Genomic DNA, 295 nt, shown 5'->3' on the forward strand with positions numbered 1-295 from the left:
GACTGAAAATGGCCGTGGACACGCTTCTATCATCGCCAACACATCATACAGACCCTGATGGTTTGGGAAAAACATAAAACCATTCTCTGCCGGTATATTTTCACTTCCATGCACATCTATTTTTACATTTCCGCCTTTATTTGCATGCAGATCTACCCACCGGATAAATGAATATTGTTCTTCTTCTGTATATTTATCTGTATGAGACGCCCGATAGCACAGCTTACACCATGCCCATGGAACAAACCAGAGATTTCTGAATACCATCAAAAGGATTCTCTTCATGAATCTTATT

At 40.0% G+C, this 295-nt stretch carries 1 protein-coding gene; it reads right to left on the reverse strand.

All coding sequences use genetic code 11. From position 1 onward, the window contains the following. Window positions 1–270: hypothetical protein (locus PZH32_RS13260; RefSeq protein ID WP_275208721.1), on the reverse strand; the 270-nt coding region annotated here is incomplete at its 3' end. Window positions 271–295: the final 25 nt, after the last annotated feature.

The sequence above is a fragment of the Adlercreutzia equolifaciens genome (assembly GCF_029076695.1).
GTDB classification, from domain to species: domain Bacteria; phylum Actinomycetota; class Coriobacteriia; order Coriobacteriales; family Eggerthellaceae; genus Adlercreutzia; species Adlercreutzia equolifaciens_A.